The organism is Bradyrhizobium jicamae, from assembly GCF_001440395.1.
In the GTDB taxonomy this organism is placed as follows: Bacteria; Pseudomonadota; Alphaproteobacteria; order Rhizobiales; family Xanthobacteraceae; genus Bradyrhizobium; species Bradyrhizobium jicamae.
Genome location: NZ_LLXZ01000113.1, coordinates 28138 through 46413, shown reverse-complemented (window position 1 = coordinate 46413; position 18276 = coordinate 28138). Strand labels below are relative to the sequence as shown.

Here is an 18276-nt window from a genome sequence, read left to right as displayed (position 1 = left end):
CAAAAAAAGGATCAGTTTACGGGCAGCGGCGCCCATATCGGGCTCGATTGGCCGGGACGACAGTGAGCTACTCCGCCGCCTGCTTGCTCTCGTCGAGATACGCGCGATAGGCCAGCGCGAGTCCCTCTTCCAGCGAGGTGCGGGCGCGCCAGCCAAGCGCAGTGAGGCGGCTGACATCGAGCAGCTTGCGCGGTGTCCCGTCAGCGCACGAGGTGTCATAGCTGATCGCTCCGGTGTAGCCGACGACGCTCGCGACCATCCGCGCGAACTCCGCAATCGAGATGTCCTCCCCAAGACCAATATTTACCATCGCGCTGTCGGAATAGACTTTCATCAGATGCACGCAGGCATCCGCCATGTCATCGACATAGAGGAATTCGCGACGCGGTGCGCCGGTGCCCCAGACCAACACATTCGTCGCACCGGACAGTTTTGCCTCGTGGAAGCGGCGGATCAGGGCGGCGACTACGTGGCTGTATTCGAGGTGATAATTGTCGCCCGGGCCGTACAGATTGGTTGGCATCACGCTGATGAAGTCGCATCCGTATTGGCTCCGATAGGCATCGGCCATCTTGATCCCGGCGATCTTTGCGATCGCATAGGGTTCGTTGGTGGCTTCCAGCGGCCCGGTGAGCATATACTCCTCGCGCAGCGGCTGTGGCGCGAGTTTCGGATAGATGCAGGACGAGCCGAGAAACATCAGCTTCTCGACCTTGTTCAGATAGGCCGCATGGATGACGTTCGCCGCAATGGCGAGGTTGTCGTAGATGAACTCGGCGCGCAGCGTGTTATTGGCCGCGATGCCACCGACCTTCGCGGCTGCCAGAAACACCACCTGCGGGGTCTCCTTCGCAAACCAGGCGAATACCGCCGCCTGGTCGCGCAGGTCGAGCTCGCCGCGAGCGGTCAACAGCGTGACGTCCTCCTGGGCGAGACGACGCGTCAGCGCCGAGCCAACCATGCCGCGGTGGCCGGCCACGAAGACGGTTTTGCCTTTTAGCTCAAACGGCGTCCTTGCCATCGACCTCCTCCCGCCTGGCGATCGCAAGATCGCTCGCCACCATCTCCTTCACCAGCTGGGAAAAGCTCCGCTTCGGCTTCCAGCCGAGCTTTTGCCGCGCCTTGCTGGCATTGCCGATCAGGATGTCGACCTCGGTCGGGCGGAAATAGGTGGGGTCGATGCGCACGACCGTTCTGCCGCTCTTCGCATCAACGCCAATTTCCTCGACCGCGCTCCCATGCCATTCGATACGGCGGCCCACCTCGCCAAAGGCGAGTTCGACGAGTTCGCGCACCGAGCGCGTCTCCCCGGTCGCCAGCACGAAGTCATCGGGCGTATCGGCCTGCAGGATCGCGTGCATGCCCTCGACGTAGTCCTTCGCATGGCCCCAGTCGCGCTTGGCCTCGAGATTGCCGAGATAAAGCGTATCCTCCAGCCCAACCTCGATACGGGCAACGCCGCGCGTGATCTTGCGGGTCACGAAGGTCTCGCCGCGGATCGGGCTCTCATGGTTGAACAGGATGCCGTTGCAGGCGAACATGCCGTAAGCTTCGCGATAGTTCACCGTAATCCAGTAGCCGTACAGTTTTGCAACGCCGTAAGGGGAGCGCGGATAGAACGGGGTGGTCTCCTTTTGCGGGATCTCCTGGACCAGGCCATAAAGCTCCGAGGTCGAGGCCTGGTAGAACCTCGTCTCCTTTTCCATGCCGAGAATCCGGATCGCCTCGAGCAGGCGCAGCACGCCAAGCGCATCGGCATTGGCGGTATATTCCGGGCTCTCGAAGCTGACCCCGACATGGCTTTGGGCGGCGAGATTATAAATCTCGGTCGGACGGATCTGCTGCATCAGGCGGATCAAATTGGTTGAATCCGTCATGTCGCCATAGTGCATGAGGAACGGCACATTGCCGACATGGGGATCCTGATAGAGATGATCAACCCGCGCTGTATTGAACGAGGACGAGCGCCGTTTGATGCCATGCACTGTGTAGCCTAGACCTAGCAGATATTCGGCAAGGTAGGCGCCGTCCTGCCCGGTTACGCCGGTTAGCAGCGCCACGCGCCTCTTCGCATCCTGAGCCTGCATCTTGTCTCCAGTCGCGTGGTGGGATCGCCGCCCTTAGCATTCGGCCCGCGCGAAGTCTAACCCCCAAAGTCGATTCACGAAGCTGCAGCGGAAGGCGCGACGAAAAGGTTTCAAAGCCCTTCTGAATTGATCCATCGTGTGGATGGGTTCTATCAAAACAATCGATTTTACCAATTATTGAGAATGGGGATAACAAACGCGGGTCGGGAGAAATTGAATCAAGCATATCGGGATGGTTGCCAAGCTTTGCCCTCGTTCGGAGATAAATTCTCGCGTGTGCGACGAGTATCGGCTGAGGCGGAGGCCCAACGCGGCCAGGTTCTTCGGTCTGCGCAAGCAGTACCGCGCCGGATCAATGCGACAAGCAGTGCGCGGAACGCGTACGCGCCCACTACCTGTAAACCTTCGTATAGGTTTCCCAATCCTATGTCGGGCGCTTACCCCGGTACAATCGAGCCAACCCTCGACTTCTTATTAGCCTTGCGAGGATCGGGATGAGCCGATTGCAGGTGCCCGATATTTCGACGCGAGCCCCGAGCGCCGTTTGATGTACATTCACGAGGACGAAGTACGATGAAAATACTGCGGTTTCAACAGGAAGGCCGCCTAAACGCTATTCAGCGGCCTGTGCGAGAGTATCTGGAACGCATGCGGGAGTCTGCCTCTTGGTAAACGTACATGAGCACATCATTTCGCTTATTCAAAAGCCAGATCCCGTCATCTTGGACATCGGCTGCAATGACGGAACCGACAGCGAATGTTTTCTGAGGCTGCGTCCAAAGGCGCAGCTCTATTGCTTTGAACCGGACCCCCGAGCGGCTGCTCGGTTCAAGAAGAACTTGAATGGTTGCCTCGACAAGGTGAAGCTGTTTGAGTTCGCAGTCAGTGACCGAAATGGGAGGATAGATTTCCATCCAAGCAATGGAGATGGCAAGGCGAAGGAATGGGACCTCTCTGGCTCGATACGCCGACCCAAAAATCATCTCACCGAATATGATTGGGTTCGGTTCGATCGCCCCTTCTCAGTTGAAACTCGAAGGCTGGATGACTGGTGCAACGAAGCGAACCTGAACCAGATCGATTTGATCTGGATGGATGTGCAGGGAGCCGAGTCAGATGTCATCGCTGGCGGCAGACAGACCTTGAGCAATACGCGCTTCGTCTACACGGAATACAGCGACCAGGAGCTCTACGAAGGGCAGCTCTCCCTGCAAGCCATTCTCGAGCTCTTACCTTCGTTTGAAGTGGTGACCCACTATCCCCACGGAGTGGAGGGTGATGTCTTGCTTAGGAACACGAGCGTTTAGAATAACTGTTTTCCTCCTGCGGCAGGTCGCCCAAACCGGTATTGGAGAATCCATAACTGATTGATCAAGCGGACGAACGCGCATGGAGCTTCAGTAGTCACAGGCATACTACACTGGCCCGACAAGCGAAGGCAGTGAAGAAGCCGAGAGTGGCTCGCAAAACTCCGGCTGCCTTGCGGGCCCGCAAGGTGAGGCGGGCTGAAGCCGCCTCATCGCTCGCGTTCGAAAGCGATCAGCAGATCGCGGTTCTGACCTTGCAGCGCATGATCGGCTGGAAGAATTGGACGGAGACGGAGCGAAGACGATTCTTAGTTCGCTGGATCGCCGCGCGGCAGTAAAGGGCGCTGCTCGCCGACCGCGGCGATTTGCTTGTCGTGATGGGTGTCGGACTCTCACGACAGCTTGCTATCTCTTTCGACAGGCTGTCATCGGGCGGCCGCTCACCTGTACAAGCATGAGGACGTGGAAACATGAGCCGGAATCTTAACCAATCGCCTGCAGTCTGCTTTCTCCTCGGCCTTCCTCGCTCAGGCACGACGCTGTTGGCACACTTGCTCCAGCAGCACCCAGATATTATGGCCCCGCCTGAGCCCTGGCTGATGTTGGCACTTGAGGCATTTGGCACGGTGGACCACCGTCACCCAGCGGGAACGACACTGATTCAGGCCGCAACCTCCGAGTTCTTAGGCCGAATAGATCGCAATATTGTCACCCGCGCTTTTGCCGATGCGGCCTACGGCCAGTATCTGGCAGCTGCGGGCAAGCGCACCTTCATAGACAAGACGCCGCGCTACTGGACGGTACTCGATTTCTTGGAGTCCCTCTATCCGGAGGCCCCACAAATCCTTCTAATGCGTAATCCCTACGCCATTGCCGCATCGCTGAAATCGACGTGGGGCGTCCCGCTCTTATCGGCAAGCTGCCCGTCCGCCGTCGCTGCTTGTCTTGCCAACCTCGTGCTGGGCCAACCTGCGCCCGCCTTCGTATCTTCTCTCGCCGATCTCGTTCTGGGCCTGCCTACGCTTGCCGCGCACCGCGCTCGCCATCAGACGCAAGTGGTGCAGTACGAACTCTTGGTGGCGCACCCCGACGAGGAAATCCGGCGCGTGATCGATGGCCTCGGCTATGATCCCACCGGCATCACATCGGCGACGATGGAGCAAGCGGACTATCTCCGGTCCAGTACTTTCGGGGATCGAAAGATCTTAGATAAAAAGACAATCGATGACCGCTCAATTCAAGCTTGGCAAACCGAACTGAGCATCGAAGAGATGCAAGTAGTGACCGATCTAGTTGGAGCTGAGCTTTTGATCGAGCTCGGTTATGAGCAAGACCTTCGGTACGCACAGCAAGCCGGGATCGTGGATAGGGGCCGGGAAGTGACCGAAGAATATCGTAAGTTATTTCGAACCTGCTGGGATTTGCTGAGCGGCAAGGAAGGAGCATTGTTCGGTCTCTCCACTCACCCGGGTAAGCTAAACAGCATTGTTCGACAAGCTGGAGAGAGCTCCTCGTTGGCTTCCGACCCCACAATAATTCAGGAGGCCCAACGTCTAGCCGAGTCCGAGAGAGAGGAGAATTTGCGGCTAGCGAATTCGATGGCGGCTCGGTTGGAGCAGGCGCTCACGGGTTCGACAGGCCGATCGAGCGGTGCCCCGGCTGGACGTCATTCGTGATCGCGATGCTACCATAAAGCCGTTGCGGGGCGAGCTCGTGCGGCTCGAGCAGACCCTCGTCACTTCGAAGCCTATCGAGTCGCAGGTCTAGACTCGTGGCGAAGCAAAAGCGTGAAATTGGAGAACTACGAAATGAGATGCGGTACTGATGGCAAAGCGAAAGGAAGCCCCCAAGAGAATGATTGCATCTCGCTGGTAGCGCACAGGAACATTGTCGTAGTCGAACCGCAAGCCCCCGGTCAGGGAGTCAACTTTTGGCGAGGGGAAGTTTTGATTCCAAGTTTTTGGGGTGCAGAGCCTCGGAAGCTTGGTGGTCGACTCAGCAGGGCAGGGGGTCGCGAGCGCTGCTTCTAACTTAATCGCGGATGTCGAGCGTCTAGGCATCGACCAACCAAATGCGATTTCGTCCCGCGCTTCGACCATCAACCGCAGAACGACGCGAAATGCCTTTCATACGGCGCCAGCGGGTTTAACCTTGCGCGCTTCATGGCCCGCAAATTCCATCAGCCCGCACGATGGCGCGCGCAAGCCAGTATGCACCACAGTCTGGCTGCGATCTCTCCGGCCCTCATGCTGTAAATGTTCTCGAAATGGACCAGACGGCAGCGGAGTGGACCCGCCATTGCGACGGCCGGCATCAGGCAGCTTGTCCCATCATGCCTGAACTGAGCTCATGGACTCGAGCAGATGCATGTTGCTGGCGGTAGGGCGGAACGAGGGTTTTCGAAACAATAATAGCAGCTTGATTCTCACGTAACGTCAGGTTGTAGGTTGGAAAAACCATCACCGAGCCGACGTCCTCGGGGGCCTCAATGGCTCATTGGCAAATTAAACCTGAGCGACACGTAAGCTTCGGAGTTTCGAGTTAAGAGATCATGTGGTCGAACGCGTGCAGCACGGGCACCGTCGCGATGCTTTCAGTCGATTCGCTGTTCGAGCGGCCGCGCCACTAACGACCAGCTTGGTGCAGAAGCGCATTTGGACCCACTGACGAGCATGTCGCGTATCGTTTGCGCTTGCATGCGAAAGAGTTGGACGCATCATTACAGCGGCATCTGCGATCCGTGTTCAAGCGCGTTTCACATGAGGTCACAAGGCGGATCGGTGCTTGAGTTCATCGACCAGCACGGCTCAACTAAAGTGAGCCCGGCTGAAGTTGGTTTGAGTTTGCGAGCGGATCAACTTCCGCGTAAGCAGAAGCCCTCGGCGTACGTCGGATGTAAACGGCGCCGGGGGTTTAATTCGCAGAGCCGAAATGACGATCGATAGTTTGGCTTGTGGCGCGGTTCACGCTTCTTAGGCGTGACCTTCCCAGAACTGGATGATAATGGCTCTCGCCAACGTCTGCGTCGGCGTGCTCGTCGGGGACGAGGGAACGAAAGGCCCGCCCTAATGCGCAATACTTAGACAGCGGGATTGCTGCCTGGTCACCGGGCCAGCTAACAACAGCATCGCGTTCAGCGTGGGGACAGATCAACCGTCTAGGTGACGCTGCAAGGATGTGTGGGCGGTAGATAGCAAACCGGGCCGTGCTGCCCATCATTGCCTCTAGAGGCTTATTTGGTGGGCGGGGGGCCTGTCAGCTCGAGGTGAAAATTCGGGCTAAGCTCTGAATCGAGCGCGAAGCCACGCCGCAGGGTGCCTTTGCAACAGTCAGCTCACTTCTCGGGAATTCCAACTTGGCCCGGCTCAGCTCCAGTGCGAAGGTGAGTTCGTCCAGCCGTTGTAACGGGCGTTCCGCGTCGGTCAAGTGCAGATAGCCGAGGAAGACGGCAACAGCAAACCAAGCGCAACATCTGCTCAGACCGATCCCGGTGACCTGTGAGAAGATCTGATTCCTAACGAAATTCTTGCATAAACGCATCCGATCAGATGATCAATTGCCTGATCGTCGCGAAGTAAGTCAAGCATCCAGCACGATTGCTTCGATGCGAACGCAAGCTGATAGCGATGCTCTCATCCGATCCGTCTCTTGCTGTGGTGACAGACGCCCCGCGTGACGTATCATTACGTCATGTGAGCGTTCTCCTGGGACGTCTTGAGGGTTGCTCCCATAAAGCTGAAGGTCATCGTGCGTCGAAATCCGCTGCAAGACCTGCGGTGTTCATGACAAATCGTTTCCGTTACTTGGTCGCGCTGCCCATGGTTGCCACCATGGCTGTTCGCCTGGTCGCCCAGGCAAAAGATCGCCGCACTGTCATGGAACCTTTAACCAGCTAATGCTCTGTCCGGTTAGTCAGCACGATGATCCCTCGTGTGACCAGGCAACTTAGCACCGTGTCAGCCAACTGCTCAGGCTGCTGGTCCAGTGTCTTCAAATGGACCTCCGGCGCGCTTGGCGGCTGGTACGGCGCATCGATGCCGGTGAAATTCTTGATTTTGCCGGACTTCGCTTTGTAGTAGAGCCCCTTCGGATCGCGCCGCACGCATTCGTCGATCGGCGTATCCACAAAAACCTCGATAAATTCGCCGTCGCCCACGAAATCACGCACCATGTCCCGCTCCGCTTTATGGGGAGAAATGAACGAGCAGATCACGATCAGGCCGCTGTCGACCATCAGTTTCGCGACCTCGCCCGCGCGGCGGATGTTTTCCACCCGATCGGCTTCGGTAAAGCCAAGGTCTCGATTGAGACCGTGCCTGAGATTATCGCCGTCCAAGAGCACGGTGTGATTCGACATCGCAAACAGCTTCTGGTCGACGAGGTTGGCGATGGTCGACTTGCCCGCGCCGGAAAGCCCGGTGAACCAGATGATGCAGGGTTTTTGGTGCTTGAGAGCTGCGCGCTCCTTCTTGCCGAGCGAGAGCGGCTGCCAGGCTATGTTGGTGGCGCGCCGCAAGGGGAAGGCAATCATGCCAGCGCCGACGGTCCGGTTGCTGTAGCGGTCGATCACGATGAAGGAACCGGTGCGCCGGTTCGCCTCATAGGGATCGAAGGTTGCCGGCAGCGCGATTGTAATATTGCAGAAGCCGATTTCGTTGAGGTTCAAAGTTCGGGCTGCCAGGTGCGTCCCGGTGTTGACATCGATCTTGTACTTGATCGCGGTGATACTGCCGGAGGCGATCGATTGCGTGCCGATCCGGAAGGCATAGGACCGGCCCGGTACCATGGCCTCCTGATCCATCCAGATTACGCGGGCGGCAAACTGATCAGCGACTTCGGGCCGTTCCGTCGGCTGGGCGAGGATATCTCCGCGGCTGACGTCGATCTCGTCAGACAGGGTAATGGTCACCGCATCGCCGGCTTCGGCGCGCGCAAGTTCGCCATCATACGTCACGATTTGCTTGACGCGCGAATTGCGGTGCGATGCCGCGACGATGATTTCGTCGCCGACCGCAATGCTGCCAGAGACGACGGTTCCAGCGTAACCGCGGAAATCCAAGTTCGGCCGGTTCACCCATTGCACCGGGAAGCGGAAGGGCAGGCCAGCCGTCTCGGACTGCATGTCGATGCTTTCGAGATAGTCCAAGAGGCAAGAGCCGCGATACCAATCGGTACTGCCGGACCGGTTGATGATATTATCGCCGTATCGAGCGGAGATCGGGATAGCCGCGATCGATGTGAACCCGAGGTTCGAAGCGAACGCGACATAGTCGCCCACGATGCGATCAAACACCTCCTTGCGGTAATCGACCAGATCGATCTTGTTTACGGCTACGACCACATGCCGGATGCCCAAGAGCGAGCAAATCAAGGAGTGGCGCTTGGTCTGTACCAGGACGCCCTTGCGCGCATCGATCAGGATGACTGCGAGCTGGGCGTTCGACGCGCCGGTCGCCATGTTGCGCGTATATTGTTCGTGGCCGGGCGTATCGGCTACCATGAACGATCGGCGCGGCGTGGTGAAGAAGCGATAGGCGACGTCGATGGTGATGCCCTGTTCGCGTTCGGCCTCAAGCCCGTCGACCAGCAGAGCAAAGTCAATAGCATCTCCGGTTGTGCCGTGCTTGACGCTATCGCGCGCGAGCGCCTGAAGCTGATCCTCATAGATCATCTTGCTGTCGTGCAGAAGCCGGCCGATCAGCGTCGACTTTCCATCGTCAACCGAGCCGCAGGTGATGAAGCGCAGCTGATCCTTGCTGTCGGTAGAGGTAAAACCTCGCAATGCATCAGTGTCCATTCAAAAATAGCCTTCACGCTTCTTTTTCTCCATCGACGCCGCTTCATCGGTATCGATCAGCCGCCCCTGGCGCTCGGACATTTTCGCAACCTGCATTTCCGCAACGATGTCTTCGATGGTGGTGGCGTCAGACTCGATGGCGCCGCTTAGCGGATAGCAACCAAGCGTGCGGAAACGTATCATCTTGAGCTCAGGGGTCTCGTTCGGAGCCAAGTGGAGGCGGTCGTCGTCGACCATGATCAGCGTGCCGTTGCGATGCACCACCGGCCGCCTTTTCGCGAAATAAAGCGGAACGAGCGGAATTCTTTCCAGCATAATGTATTCCCAGACATCGAGTTCTGTCCAATTCGACATAGCGAACACGCGCATCGTCTCGCCTTTCCGTATCCGGGCATTGAAGAGATTCCACAGCTCCGGCCTCTGATTGCGCGGGTCCCAGACATGTCCCGGCGAACGGAAGGAGAAGATGCGCTCCTTGGCCCGGCTCTTTTCCTCATCGCGCCGGGCGCCCCCGAACGCCGCGTCAAAGCCGTAAAGGTCGAGGGCCTGCTTTAGCGCATCGGTCTTCATCACCTGTGTGTGCAGCGTCGGTCCGGAATCGACCGGGTTAATACCGCGCTCGATCCCGTCCTGGTTCACATGCACGATCAGTTTGATGCCGAGACGCGTGGCCATCTCGTCGCGAAAGCTGATCATCTCGCGAAACTTCCACGTCGTATCGACATGCATCAGCGGGAACGGAACTTTTGCCGGATAGAAGGCCTTCAGCGCAAGGTGCAGCATGACGCTCGAATCCTTGCCGATCGAATAGAGCATTACAGGCTTGCTAAACTCGGCAACGACGTCGCGCATGATCTCGATGGACTCGGCCTCCAGGCGCCGCAGGTGCCGTGGCAGCGTGTGAGTCTCGGGTTTAGTGTTGCCGTGTGCGTTCATTTTGAACATCCGGGGGCGTTCCCCACGCGACCAAGTCGCCATTTCGATAATCCAGCTTGTAGAGCGCCGGTAGTGGCCAGTTCGTGCACAGGTTGTCATCCTGCCTCACCAGACCTGTCTGGGTTAGGAAGCTTTCGATGTGCCGATCGAAGGTTTCACGGATATGCCGCACGTGGGTGGGGCGGTAGTATCTTTGAACTTGGCATGCAGGAGGAGAATTGTCGGAAGAACTCAATGCACGAGCGGGTTTACCTCTCAAAACGTGTGATTTTCCTTTGCTCGGCTGCTGCTGCTGTCGCAGAGTGCCAGACAGTCGCCACCGACGATAGAGGTCAATAAATCGATCAAGGCACATTGATCTTAGCTCTTCTTGCAGCGAAACCTGCCGAATCTCTGCGCTCATGTATCGCTCCCGAAATACTCAGCTCTGGTCTTCTGGCAGATTTTGGATGACCACCCCGACTTTCGCCCCGCTCGCCTACTCGACGGTCACCGATTTCGCGAGATTGCGCGGCTGATCAACGTCGGTGCCCATCACCACGGCGGTATGATAAGCTAAAAGCTGCACAGGAATCGCATAGACCATGGGTGCAAAGATCGCAGCCATGTCCGGCAGCACGATCGTCACCAGCGAATCCACGGTCGCTTCCGCGGCGCCCTCGGCGTCGGTCAGCAGGATGAGGTTGCCGCCGCGGGCAGCGACCTCCTGCATGTTCGAGACGGTCTTTTCGAATACCCGGTCGTAAGGGGCGATCACCACCACCGGCATGCTCTCGTCGATCAGCGCAATCGGGCCGTGCTTGAGCTCGCCGGCGGCATAGGCTTCGGCGTGGATATAGGAGATTTCTTTCAGCTTCAGCGCGCCCTCTAGCGCCAGCGGAAACGAGGTGCCGCGGCCGAGATAGAGCACGTCGCGCGATTTGGCGATCTCCCGCGCGAGTTTCTCGATCTGCAGCTCGGTGGCAAGTGCCGCTGCCATGAGGCGTGGAATCTCGACGAGGCTATGCGCGAGCCTGGTTTCATCCTGGTCCGACAATTCGCCACGCGACTTGCCGGCGGCAACCGCCAGTGAGGCCAGCACCATCAACTGGCAGGTGAACGCCTTGGTCGAGGCGACGCCGATCTCGGGACCGGCAAGCGTCTGCAGAACCGTCTCGCTCTCGCGCGCGATCGTCGAGGTCGGCACGTTGACCACCGAGACGGTATGCACGCCCTGCGCCTTGGCGTAACGCAGCGCGGCCAGCGTGTCGGCGGTCTCGCCGGACTGCGAGATGAAGATCGCCAGATCCCCCTTGCGCAAAGGTGCCTCCCTGTAGCGGAATTCGGAGGCGACATCGAGCTCAACTGGGACGCGCGCTAGCTGCTCCAGCCAGTATTTGCCGACATAGCCGGCATAGCTTGCGGTACCGCAGGCCGTGATCGAGATGCGCTGAATCTCATTGAAGTCGAATGGCAGCTTAAACGGCAGCGCGATGCGCTCGGCGGCCACATCGACATACCGCGCCAGTGTCTGCCCGACTACTTCCGGCTGTTCGTGAATTTCCTTGGCCATGAAGTGGCGGTAATTCGCTTTGTCGACCAGGAGCGACGACGCGCCGGACTTCAACGTTTCCCGATGGGCGACGGCGCCCTCCGAATCATAGATGACTCCGATCGTGCGGGTAAGCGCGGTCCAGTCGCCGTCTTCAAGATAGGTGATGGTGTCGGTGAAGGGCGCGAGCGCGATAGCATCCGATCCCAGATACATTTCGCCGTCGCCATGCCCGATCGCAAGCGGCGAACCCTTGCGCGCGCCGATCATGAGATCGTCATGACCTTTGAACAGGAATGCCAGCGCGAACGCGCCGCGCAGCCGCGGCAGCGACGCTTTCACCGCCTCCTGCGGCGAGCAGCCATTTTTCAGATAGGAGTCGACGAGATGCGCCACCACCTCGGTATCGGTCTCGGAGGCAAAGCTAGCGCCGCTCTGCTCCAACTCGGCCCGCAGCTCGCGGAAATTCTCGATAATCCCGTTATGGACGACCGCGACACTGTCCGTCGCATGCGGATGGGCATTGCTCTCGGTCGGCTTGCCATGGGTGGCCCAGCGCGTATGACCAATACCGGTATGACCTGACAGCGGATTGCCGCGCAGGCGCTTCTCGAGATTTTTCAGCTTGCCCTCGGCGCGCCGGCGCTCGAGATGGTTGCCTTCAAGCGTCGCGACGCCTGCTGAGTCATAGCCGCGATATTCCAGTCGTTTGAGTGAATCGACCAGCTGCTCCGCGACTGGACCACGCCCTAAGATACCGATAATCCCGCACATACCAATCAATTCACTCTAGGTTAAAGGATACTCATCTTTAAGACCGCAGGGACTCTCTTCACTGATCTGAAGATACTCAATAGCCTATTGCGGTGAAACGTCGGGTCGGGTGACTCTTTGCGTCGCTGACGGGGCAATTGGTCTCGCCGCATGCACACGCGTGAGCTAGGTCTTAAAGGTTTCAGCCGTCATCAGTTCGCCCAGCCGCAGCGCGACTTGGGCGAGCACGATCGAATACCAGCAGGAAGCGGCAGCAAACGAAGCGACGGTTTCGAGATGAGCCGAACAGTCAGGCGCGAGCCCATGGTCGACCTCTGTGACAGCGAGCCATGGCACAAACAGACTCCTCGCACGGTAATGAAGATAGCAATCATAGTCGCAGTAGGGCTGCTGCGTGGACCTATCTCGCAAGTAGCCCGACCCAAGGGATCGACGACACTCGATGTCGGTCGAACGAGCGCGTGGTGTCCTGCGATAGAACTTCATGATCGTCAGCCAGCTAGTCTTTCCAAGGAGGTCGCTATCGACGTAAGAATTGTCCCTGCATCTTCGGCACGATTTGATTGCGATGGACGCACCATCCATTTGGCCGCGCTGTAAAGGTATTTGGCACTCGCAATCGGCATTCTACGCAAGCTAAGAAGAGGATTGGTTCAATTGCTTGGAGGTAAGCGGCCGATACAGAAAAGGTTGGGAACGCTATACGAACGTTCACCCGGGCGTCGGCGTCCACGCGATCTGCGCGACAATTGTCGCGTCGGACCGGCGCGATGCAGCTTAAGCAGGCTATTTAAGAACGTGGCCGCAGTGGACATGCGCCTCAGCCGATACTCCGCGCGCACGCGAGAATTGTGTACGGAGCCAGCGCAAAGATTGGTAATCATCCTGATATGGGCTCAATTTTATCCCGACCGACGCTTCGATATCCGCCATTTTCTATAATTGGTACAATCGATTGTTTTGATAGAACACATCCACAGGATGGATGACTCCTCCATGCGGGCGAGCTGCTCGATGATATATCAGCCTCCGTAGGGATTTGCACGGGTTCCCGTTTGATCGTGGCGGCGCGTCGCCAGGCTCGTCGGATCCCGCACTGAGAAGAGCTTTTCGCGGGCATTTCGTACTTGGACCGGCGTCTCCCGGCGAGTTTCGGTTTGCTGGCCGGCGATCGCTCATGATCAAAAGCCTTGCGAGCTAGTATGCGTTTTTCAAATTGGATATATGTGTCTTCGGTCGTGAGCGGCGTGAAGACCACGCTGGTCAGGTCAGTTTCGTTGAACAAAATGTCTGCAATCCGAAAACGCCGGAGAAGAGGGATACCGTTGTTAAGCTTGTGCCGCCACCATCGTGGTTGAACGTAAACAACAACCCGCCACCGCCATTGTCGTAGAGGTTGGCGAGGCCATAGGTCGCCCGTACATTGCGAGTGCAAGAACGAGGCCATGTGCGGACGTAGGGACCCCATAGTAAAAGGATGAAGCTCGGACTGTTCTATGAACACCAGTTGCCGCGGCCTTGGGAAGACGGTAGCGAGCAAAAATTGTTCAGCGATGCGCTGGAGCAGATCGAACTCGCCGATCGTCTCGGGTTTCGCGCCGGCTGGCTTTTGCGAAGAAGATGAACGGTTGTGTAGCCACCGCAATGGCCCCGCGCTTGCGCAGCAGAGGATGCCCCTGCGGTGCGAGCAGCTCCAGCGGGTCGGGCCAGAGACGACGAAGGGGCACCGTCTTCGGGAGAGGAAACACCGGAGACGGTCAAAAAACCGAGATCGAGCCGCCGTCCATCAGCATCTCGGCCTGTTCGCTGGTGGGGGCGTGAAGCAGCTCCAGGCGTATCTCTGGATGCGCTTGCGAAGAGCGGCGAAGGATTTTCGAAACAATATATGGATCGGAGCCGACCCGGTGTAGCTGATGTGCAGCAGACCGGCTTCTCCGCGCGCTGCCCGCTGCGCGGTTCCCACGCGTGATTCAGTTGCGCAAGAGCCTCGCGCGCCTGTTCAAGCAGGATCTGCCCGGTCTGGGCCAACTCGACGCCGCGGCGCTGACGCAGAAAGAGCGGCGCGCCGACCTAATGCTCCAGGGCCTTGATCTACACACTGAGCGGCGGCTGGCTCAGATTGAGACGGCGTGCAGCCCTGCTGAAATTCAATTCCTCAGCTACTGCGATGAAATAGCGAAGCTGCCGGATGTCCATCCTGTTATTTGGAAATCAACTACCTACACGCGTCAAAATGAATATTGGACGAATGACAACCGCATCTCCATTCTTACCAGGAAGCACAGCCAGGAGGGGTGCGGCTCGCGCTTGCCGTGGGCCTAGGCAAGTGGAGGACGAATGGGAGACCTGCCGAACGAAGTGGAGATCCAAGAGGAGGGGCCACGCGAGGGCTTTCAGATCGAGCTGGGACCGATTGTCTCCGCGGACAAGATTCGCCTAATCGAGGCCTTAGCGCAAACCGGGCTTCGACATATCCAGGTTTGTTCGTTCGTCAATCCGCGCCTGGTGCCCGGATGGGCGGATGCAGATGATGTTGCAGCAGGCTTTCGGCCTGCGCCCGGTGTCGACTATGTCGGGCTCTGGTTCAACGACAAGGGGTTAGATCGGGCGCTCGCGCATTCAGACAAACTGACGCTCTCCGGCTCGATTGCGCTGTCCGCGTCCGATGCGTTCACCCGAAAGAACCTGCATCGCAGCCACGCGCAAAACCTGGAAGCGATGCGCAAGCAAACCCGCCTTCATCTGGCGAAAAGCGTTCCCGTTCGGCGGATCGGAGTCATGGCCGCGTTCGGCTGCAACTTCCAGGGCGACGTCACACCAGCGCAAGTTATAACCACGCTTCAGGACGGTTTCGACATCGCGGAGGAATGCGGTGTCTCGATCGAAAGCATTTCCTTGTCGGACACGATGGGTTGGGCGGCGCCGCAGCGAGTCGAGCGGCTCCTTGGCGAGGTGCGCAGCAAGTGGCCGTATCAGCGGATTACGCTGCACCTGCATGACACCCGCGGACTGGCGGTTGCCAACGCGCTGGCAGGCCTGCGCATGGGAGTGACGCGGTTCGACTCGACGGTTGGCGGCCTCGGCGGCTGTCCGTTCGCCGGGCACAAGGGCGCCGCGGGCAACATCTGCACGGAGGAGTTGGTGCTACTTTGCGAGGAGATGGGGATCCGCACCGGCGTCGACCTGAATGCGCTGATCGAAGTCGGACGAATGGCGGAAGAGATCGTCGGCCACCAACTGCCGAGCGAGCTACTCCATGCCGGAAGCCTCAACTCAGTTCGAAGGAAAGTGTCAGGTGTCGACTAAACCGCTTAGAGGGCTGAAGGTTCTAGAGTTTAGCCACACCATCATGGGCCCTTGCGCCGGTTTGATCCTGGCCGATCTCGGGGCCGACGTGGTCAAGGTCGAGCCCGCGCCCGACGGCGATCACACCCGCCGCCTACCGGGCTTTGGTGCAGGTTTCTTTGCCGGATTCAACCGCAATAAGCGCAGCGTTGCGATCAAGCTGAAGGATCCCGATGGGAGAGCGATTGCCCATCGATTGGTGAAGAATGCCGATATTCTCATCGAGAACTACGCGCCCGGCACGATGGAGCGGTTGGGATGCGGCTATGCTGACCTGGAAGCGATCAATCCACGCCTGATCTATCTGGCGCTTAAGGGCTTTCTCGCCGGCCCCTACGAACATCGGCCTGCGCTGGACGAGGTCGTGCAGTTTCAGGCGGGGCTCGCCTACATGACGGGCCCGGCGGGACGGCCGTTGCGTGCGGGCGCGTCCGTCAACGATATCACGGGCGCCATCTTCGGCGTCACGGCCGCGCTCGCGGCGCTTCGCGAGCGCGACACGACCGGGCGAGGCCAGCGGATCAGCAGTGGGTTGTTCGAGAGTGCGGCATTCTTCATGGTCACCCATATGGCGGGCGCGGTCGCTAGCGGACATTCGCCAAAGCCCATGCCGGAGCGCCGCCATGCCTGGGCGATCTACGATGTGTTCAACACGAGCGACGACCAGATTTTTATTGGGGTGACCAGCGACAAGCAATGGAGCCGGTTCACGGTGGAGTTCGGACTCGCCGCTCTCGGCGACAATCCGGACCTTGCGACCAACGTCATGCGAACGAGCCATCGAAGCTGGCTGATCCCCGCCGTGCAGGAGGCGCTCGCGCCGCTTTCGAAGGCGGTGATCGCCGAGCGCTGCGAACGCGCCGCGGTCTCATGGGCGCCCGTCGGCAAACCGACGGATCTGTTCAACGATCCGCATCTGGCTAGCCATGGCGGGCTGATCGACATTGCGATCCGAACCCCGGAAGGCGCAACCGAGATGACAAGGCTTCCAGCTATCCCTCTCGAATTTGGGGCGGAACGGGAGCGGCCGGGGCTGACCCGTCAACCGCCACGGCTTGGCGAGCATACGGACGAGATTCTGGCTGAGGCCGGGTTCGACCGTGACCAAATCGAGAGGCTGACACGGGAGCAGATCATCGTCGCGACCCTGTAGTGCGGCGAACGTTGGAAGACAAAAATGAAATCGAAGTGAAGGGGGAAGCAAGGCATGCATGGAGCGGCAACGGAAATTGGTGTGGTACCGTCGACCGACAACGTAACGAACTCGCCTGATGTGGCGTTGCGGCCGCGATGATCAATGTCCGCCTGGACCGTCTTCCGATGAGTTGGCCGATTTGGAAACTCGTCTTGATGGTCGCCCTCGGGGCCTGGTTCGAGATCTACGATGTCTTCTTCACCGCCTATATTGGACCGGGTCTCGTAGAAAGTGGAATATTCACCACATCGACCGTGAATTGCTTCGGCTTCGCAGGATTGGGGCTTTCATAGCCGCCATGTTTGCCGACCTGTTTGTCGGTACGCTCGTATTCGGGCAATTGGCCGATCGTTTTGGGCGCCGGCTCGTCTTCACGGCCGCGCTGCTCTGGTATACGGCAGCGGCGGCATTGCTGGCGTGTCAGCACAGCGCAGACCAGATCATCTTCTTTCGGTTTCTCGCGGGCATCGGTGCGGAGGCGGAAATCGTGACGATCGGTTCTTACACGACCGAACTCGTCCCGGCGAATTCACGCGGACGGTCATTTGCCTTCCTTCAAGCGATACAGTTCTCCGCGGTTCCGACCGTCGCGCTCATCGCCTCGTACTTCGTGCCGGCAGCCCCGCTGGGGCTGGAGGGATGGCCAGTAAAGTCTCGCGCGACGAAATCGCAATACCCGGTAGTGCTGCAATGCTGGGAGCCTCGGTCATGAGGTCGCGATAAGGAAATCACCCTCGAGCAAACGCTTGAGTTCAGGACAGAACGCGATCGTCGTCATTTGACCGCTCTAGCTTGTCACGTTCGGCCGTGTCTGGTTGAAGACGTTTATGTTCGGAACGCGCCAATGAGGCGCAAATATTCAGTCGCGCGAAGCACGTGCTTGCCTCTCTTAAAGCAGCTCGCACAACGTCGTCGGCGGCACGCAGATTGCTAGGACATGGTCATGGATCCGTTAGGACGATCGCGGTTTGGCACTCCGTGCCCAACGTTGCGGCGTATGGAGGTGCTGCAATCGTGCGGACCCTGGCCGATTGGCATTGCAGTCAAGGCGAATGTCTGTTCTGCAGTTAACGACCTAGCTTCGAACCTGAATTCTGAGGCAGTCCTGTTCGGTGATTTGCTAATGTTTGAGGTTTGCGCCCTGGAGGGGGCTTTCGATTGCACTTTGAATGCAAGTCGCGTCGCACTCAAGGATCGACCGTGTTACACAGCATTTGCAAGCGTTGCTGTATGCCGTGGTCGCCGATGCGCAGCCGCCTGCGACGAATTGGGCCGCGATCGTCCGATGAGCGCGCGTATCTGCT

15 protein-coding genes are annotated in these 18276 nt (G+C 58.6%); 8 read left to right on the top strand and 7 right to left on the bottom strand.

All coding sequences use genetic code 11. The features are described from left to right. Positions 1 to 67: 67 nt before the first annotated feature. Together CQ12_RS18320 and gmd are read right to left on the bottom strand one after the other, a co-directional pair. Entirely contained in the window at positions 68 to 1021 is a 954-nt protein-coding gene (locus CQ12_RS18320; RefSeq protein ID WP_057836704.1) for a GDP-L-fucose synthase family protein, read from the bottom strand. Next, positions 1002 to 2087, bottom strand: coding sequence for a GDP-mannose 4,6-dehydratase (gene gmd / locus CQ12_RS18315; protein WP_057836703.1), 1086 nt, complete (start codon positions 2085 to 2087; stop codon positions 1002 to 1004). The genes CQ12_RS18320 and gmd overlap by 20 nt, the downstream gene beginning before the upstream one ends. 665 nt (positions 2088 to 2752) lie before the next feature. Between gmd and CQ12_RS18310 the strand changes: the two genes are divergently transcribed. Then, complete coding sequence (locus tag CQ12_RS18310) at positions 2753 to 3394, top strand: FkbM family methyltransferase (protein WP_057836702.1); 642 nt, start codon at positions 2753 to 2755, stop codon at positions 3392 to 3394. A 470-nt stretch (positions 3395 to 3864) separates the two neighbouring features. Next, a complete protein-coding gene (gene noeE, locus CQ12_RS18305; RefSeq protein ID WP_283807386.1) occupies positions 3865 to 5070 on the top strand; it encodes a nodulation protein NoeE in 1206 nt (401 codons plus the stop codon). Positions 5071 to 7286: 2216 nt separating this feature from the next. Here noeE and cysN read toward each other — a convergent pair. The 5 genes from cysN to CQ12_RS43895 all read right to left on the bottom strand — a co-directional run bounded on the left by cysN (position 7287) and on the right by CQ12_RS43895 (position 12768). Then, complete coding sequence (cysN, locus tag CQ12_RS18295) at positions 7287 to 9191, bottom strand: sulfate adenylyltransferase subunit CysN (protein WP_057836700.1); 1905 nt, start codon at positions 9189 to 9191, stop codon at positions 7287 to 7289. After that, complete coding sequence (gene cysD, locus CQ12_RS18290) at positions 9192 to 10127, bottom strand: sulfate adenylyltransferase subunit CysD (RefSeq protein ID WP_057836746.1); 936 nt, start codon at positions 10125 to 10127, stop codon at positions 9192 to 9194. Next, positions 10105 to 10530, bottom strand: a complete 426-nt coding sequence (locus CQ12_RS43900; protein ID WP_157088303.1) for a hypothetical protein — start codon at positions 10528 to 10530, stop codon at positions 10105 to 10107. The genes cysD and CQ12_RS43900 overlap by 23 nt, the downstream gene beginning before the upstream one ends. Before the next feature lie 75 nt (positions 10531 to 10605). After that, positions 10606 to 12432, bottom strand: coding sequence for a glutamine--fructose-6-phosphate transaminase (isomerizing) (glmS, locus tag CQ12_RS18285; RefSeq protein ID WP_057836699.1), 1827 nt, complete (start codon positions 12430 to 12432; stop codon positions 10606 to 10608). A gap of 165 nt (positions 12433 to 12597) precedes the next feature. Beyond that, positions 12598 to 12768, bottom strand: coding sequence for a hypothetical protein (locus CQ12_RS43895; RefSeq protein WP_157088302.1), 171 nt, complete (start codon positions 12766 to 12768; stop codon positions 12598 to 12600). Between the two features lie 1141 nt (positions 12769 to 13909). Here CQ12_RS43895 and CQ12_RS45120 point away from each other — a divergent pair. From CQ12_RS45120 to CQ12_RS18255, 6 genes are all read left to right on the top strand, one after another. After that, positions 13910 to 14056, top strand: a complete 147-nt coding sequence (locus tag CQ12_RS45120; protein WP_198164190.1) for a hypothetical protein — start codon at positions 13910 to 13912, stop codon at positions 14054 to 14056. Positions 14057 to 14397: 341 nt separating this feature from the next. After that, positions 14398 to 14754, top strand: a complete 357-nt coding sequence (locus CQ12_RS46420; protein WP_057836697.1) for a hypothetical protein — start codon at positions 14398 to 14400, stop codon at positions 14752 to 14754. A 15-nt stretch (positions 14755 to 14769) separates the two neighbouring features. Continuing rightward, positions 14770 to 15738: a hydroxymethylglutaryl-CoA lyase gene (locus CQ12_RS18270; RefSeq protein ID WP_057836696.1), complete on the top strand. Its 969-nt coding sequence runs from the start codon at positions 14770 to 14772 to the stop codon at positions 15736 to 15738. After that, the gene (locus CQ12_RS18265; RefSeq protein ID WP_057836695.1) at positions 15728 to 16930 is read left to right on the top strand and encodes a CaiB/BaiF CoA transferase family protein; all 1203 of its coding nucleotides are present in this window, start codon (positions 15728 to 15730) and stop codon (positions 16928 to 16930) included. Before CQ12_RS18270 ends, CQ12_RS18265 begins: the two co-directional genes overlap by 11 nt. A gap of 167 nt (positions 16931 to 17097) precedes the next feature. Next, on the top strand, positions 17098 to 17265 hold the full coding sequence (locus CQ12_RS45110) for a hypothetical protein (protein ID WP_198164188.1): 168 nt from the start codon (positions 17098 to 17100) through the stop codon (positions 17263 to 17265). Positions 17266 to 17270: 5 nt separating this feature from the next. Continuing rightward, positions 17271 to 17684: an MFS transporter gene (locus CQ12_RS18255; RefSeq protein ID WP_057836693.1), complete on the top strand. Its 414-nt coding sequence runs from the start codon at positions 17271 to 17273 to the stop codon at positions 17682 to 17684. Positions 17685 to 18276: the final 592 nt, after the last annotated feature.